Origin of the sequence: Polymorphobacter sp., assembly GCF_051860865.1 — a bacterium.
Classification (GTDB): domain Bacteria; phylum Pseudomonadota; class Alphaproteobacteria; order Sphingomonadales; family Sphingomonadaceae; genus Sandarakinorhabdus.
Window position 1 is genome coordinate 1 of sequence record NZ_JBIMKZ010000125.1, and the last position, 4,162, is coordinate 4,162.

The 4,162-nt window shown below is 70.7% G+C and carries 3 protein-coding genes; 1 reads left to right on the forward strand and 2 read right to left on the reverse strand.

Translation table 11 applies throughout. From position 1 onward, the window contains the following. Positions 1-78 precede the first annotated feature (78 nt). Together ACTIFJ_RS14970 and purD are read right to left on the reverse strand one after the other, a co-directional pair. Positions 79-1,710: an FAD-dependent oxidoreductase gene (locus tag ACTIFJ_RS14970; RefSeq protein WP_439534913.1), complete on the reverse strand. Its 1,632-nt coding sequence runs from the start codon at positions 1,708-1,710 to the stop codon at positions 79-81. Between the two features lie 39 nt (positions 1,711-1,749). Next, positions 1,750-2,991: a phosphoribosylamine--glycine ligase gene (gene purD, locus ACTIFJ_RS14975; protein WP_439534914.1), complete on the reverse strand. Its 1,242-nt coding sequence runs from the start codon at positions 2,989-2,991 to the stop codon at positions 1,750-1,752. 85 nt (positions 2,992-3,076) lie between these two features. Between purD and xseA the strand changes: the two genes are divergently transcribed. Beyond that, positions 3,077-4,162 (forward strand): exodeoxyribonuclease VII large subunit (gene xseA / locus ACTIFJ_RS14980; protein ID WP_439534915.1); only part of this gene is annotated, 1,086 nt, incomplete at its 3' end.

Sequence of the window (4,162 nt, forward strand, 5' to 3'; positions counted from 1 at the left end):
GGGATCGACCCAATATTTGGGGTCTGGGGCCTGCGGCCCCAGCCGCCGGAGGCACGTTCGCTACCGCCTGAGGCCCACCTAGCGCCCGCTGCCGTTGCGGACATGTGACCAGACTGCCGAGATCACCACCGAGCCTTCGCCGACCGACGAGGCGACGCGTTTGACCGAGCCGGCGCGGACATCGCCCACGGCGAAGATGCCGGGGCGCGAGGTGCCGTAGGGGCAGTTGTCCCGCCCGGCCTGGCTGCCGGTGAGTACGAAGCCCTTGTCGTCAAGGGCGATCAGCCCGGACAGCCAGCCGGTGTTGGGGGCGGCGCCGACCATGATGAACAGCGCGCTGGTGTCGATGGCGCGGACGGCGCCGGTCGACCGGTCGATGATCTCGATGCGCTCCAGCCGGTCGTTGCCGGCGAGCTGCCTGACCTCGCTGTTGTAGTGGATGGTGATCGCCGGGTCGGCGTTCAGCCGGCTGACCAGATAGTCCGACATGCTGGCGGCCAGCGAGGCGCCGCGCACCACCAGATGGACGCAGGCGGCGCTGCGGCTGAGGTACATCGCCGCCTGTCCGGCGCTGTTGCCGCCGCCGATGATCACGGCCTCGGTGCCGGCGCAGCGCCGGGCCTCGATTTCGGTGGCGGCATAATAGACGCCCTGGCCCTCGAATTCGTCGAGGCGGTCGATCGGCAGCTGGCGGTACTGGACGCCGGTGGCGACGACGATGGCGCAGGCGCTGATCGACTGGCCATTGTCGAAGGTCGCGCAGAAGCGGCCGTCGTCGAGTTCGGCCAGCGACACCACGCGCAGCGGCATGGAGAAGCGCGTGCCGAACTTCATCGCCTGGATCTCGCCGCGCCAGACGAGGTCGGCGCCGGAGATGCCGGTGGGGAAGCCCATGTAGTTTTCGATCCGGCTCGAGGTGCCGGCCTGGCCGCCGATGGCGATGTCCTCCACCACCAGCGCCTTCAGCCCCTCGGCGCCGGCATAGACGCCGGCGGCGACGCCGGCCGGGCCGCCGCCAACGATCAGCACATCGACATGCTCGTCGGGATCGAGATCGAGGTTCATGCCGAGCAGCCGGGCCACGGCGTGGGGCGAGGGGTCGGTGACGACGACATCCCGGCCGAAGATCACCGCCGGCTGGTTCGGGTCGATGGCGCAGGAGGTGGCTGTCGCCCGCGCCTCGTCGCTGCCGAGCTCGAGGCTGCGGCAGGGGATGCGGTTGCGGCTGGCGAAGGCGGCAACGCGGGCGATGGCCGGGCTGATCTCCTCGCCGATCAGCCGCAGGCTGCCGTCCCCGGCCTCCAGTTGCCGCCGCCGCCGGGCGGCGAAGACGCCGATGATGATGTCCGACATTTCGGGGATCTGCGCCATCAGCGTCAGCATCGCCGGCCGGTCGACCTCGATGACCCTGGTATCCACGGCGGTGCGCATCGGCATTGTCCAGGTGCCGCCGCTGAGGAACGCGATCTCGCCCAGATACTGGCCGGGGCCGATGGCGCTTGGCAGCATCCGCTCGCCGGTAAAGGCGTCGACCACCTCGACCTCGCCCTCCTCGACATAGATGAAGCGGTCCATCGCCGCGCCCTGCCGGGCGATCACCGTGCCGGGCGGATAGTGGCGCTGCCGGCCGGCGCTGCGCAGGGCCTCGACATGGGAGGCTGCCAGCGGCGTTCGCTGCATCTGGCGGAGATCGAAGCCGATCGTCTCCATGGCCTTATCCGCCGCCGACCATGGTCAGGCCGGCCCGGGTCATTGCCCGATGTCGCGCCGATAAAAGCCGCCGGCCCAGTCGATCCGGTCGATGGCGGCATAGGCGCGGTCGCGCGCGGTGGCGACATCGCCGCCGCGCGCCGCAATCGCCAGCACGCGGCCGCCGGTAGCGATCAGCTGGTCATTTTCGTCGCGGCGGGTGCCGGCGTGGAAGATGGTGGCGCCGGTGCCGGCAGCGGAATCGACGCCGTTGATGACGGTGCCGGTGCGCGGCGCCTCCGGATAGCCCTTGCTGGCCATTACCACCGAGATCGCGGTATCGGCGGTCCATTTGACCTGGGTCTCGGCGAGACGGCCCTCGCCGCAGGCCAGCAGCAGCTCGGCGAGGTCGCAATCGAGCCGCAGCATCAGCGCCTGGGTCTCAGGATCGCCGAAGCGGACGTTGTATTCGATCAGCTTCGGGCCGTCGGCGGTCAGCATCAGCCCGGCATAGAGCATGCCGGCGAAGGGCGTGCCGGCGGCCTTCATCGCCGCCAGCGTCGGCTCGATGATCTCGCGCATCGCCTGGTCCCGCAGTGCGGCGGAGAGGTTGGGGGCGGGCGAGACGGCGCCCATGCCGCCGGTGTTGCCGCCGGTGTCGCCATCATGGGCGCGCTTGTGATCGCGCGCCGAGGTCCAGAGCTGGTGGGTGTTGCCGTCGCAGAGCACGAACAGGCTGGCCTCGGTGCCCTCGAGGAACTGCTCGACGACGACCGGCCCCTGGATCAGCGCCAGCGCCGCCAGCCCTTCCTCGTTCGAATCGGCGACGGTGACGCCCTTGCCCATCGCCAGCCCATCCGCCTTGACGACGACCGGCAGCGGATGGACCGCCACATAATGATGGGCCTCGGTGGCCGAGGCGAAGCGCCGGTAGGCGGCCGTGGGGATATGGGCGCGAGTGCAGAGGTCCTTGGTGAAGCCCTTCGAGCCTTCCAGCCGCGCCGCCGCCTGGCTCGGCCCGACGACGGCGACGCCGATGGCGCGCAAAGCGTCCGACACGCCGCTGACCAGCGGGCCTTCGGGGCCGATGATGACGAGATGGAAGCCATGCGCCTTGACGAAGGCGGTCACCGCCTCGGGCTCCTCGATCGGCAGCGTCGCCAGCTCGGCGACATCGGCGATGCCGGCATTGCCGGGCGCGCAGACCAGCCGGCGGATGCGCGGGCTCTGCGCCAGCTTCCAGCACAGCGCGTGCTCGCGTCCGCCGCTGCCCAGGACGAGGATATCGAGATCGGCTGTCATGAACGGAACCCTAGAGGCGCAAGCCGCTCGCTTCAACAGGCCAATGCATACCAATGCATCTTTGCACGACATCGGCCGAATGCCTATGACAGTGCCGATGGACAGCCCCGGCAACACGCCCGAATACAGCGTCAGCGAGATCGCCGGCGCGCTCAAGCGCACGGTCGAGCAGGCGTTCGGCCAGGTGCGGGTGCGCGGCGAGCTGTCCGGCTTCAAGAAGGTCGCGTCCGGCCATTGCTATGGCGCGATCAAGGATGCCGATGCGGTGATCGATCTGGTGATGTTCCGGGGCGCGGCCTCGGGCCTGAGCTTTCGGCCCGAGGACGGGCTGGAGGTGATCGTCACCGGCAAGCTGACCACCTATCCGGGGCGCAGCAAATACCAGATTATCGTCGAGCGGATGGAGCCGGCCGGCGTCGGCGCGCTGCTCGCCCAGATCGAGGCGCGGCGGCTGAAGCTTGCCGCCGAGGGGCTGTTCGAGGCCGGGCGCAAGAAATCGCTGCCCTATCTGCCGCAGGTCATCGGCATCGTCACCTCGCCCACCGGTGCGGTGATCCGCGACATGCTGCACCGGCTGGCGGACCGGTTTCCGCGCCATGTGCTGGTGTGGCCGGTGGCGGTGCAGGGGGAGGCGGCAGCGGCGCAGGTGGCGGCGGCGATCCGCGGCTTCAACCGCATCGCGCCCGGCGGCCCGGTGCCGCGCCCGGACCTGCTGATCGTGGCGCGGGGCGGCGGCTCGATCGAGGATCTGATGGCGTTCAACGACGAGGATGTCGTGCGCGCCGCTGCGGGCAGCGCCATTCCGCTGATCTCGGCCGTGGGCCATGAGACCGACACCACTTTGATCGACTATGCCTCGGACTGGCGGGCGCCGACGCCCACGGCGGCGGCCGAGCGTGCGGTGCCGGTGCGCGCCGACCTGGTGGCGGCGCTGGCGGTGCTCGGCGGGCGGCTGGTACAGGCCGATGCCCGTTGCCGGTCGCTGCGGCGCGAGCGGGTGGCGGCGCTGGCGGCGCGGCTGCCGGCACCGCGACGGCTGGTCGAGCTGCCGGCGCAGCGGCTCGATGACCTTTCCGGCCGGCTGCCGCGTGCGCTTGGCAGCCTGGCGGCGCGCGCCGGGCAGCGGCTGGGGCAGGCGGGCAATGGCCTTGGCCGCGCCGGACAGACCCGG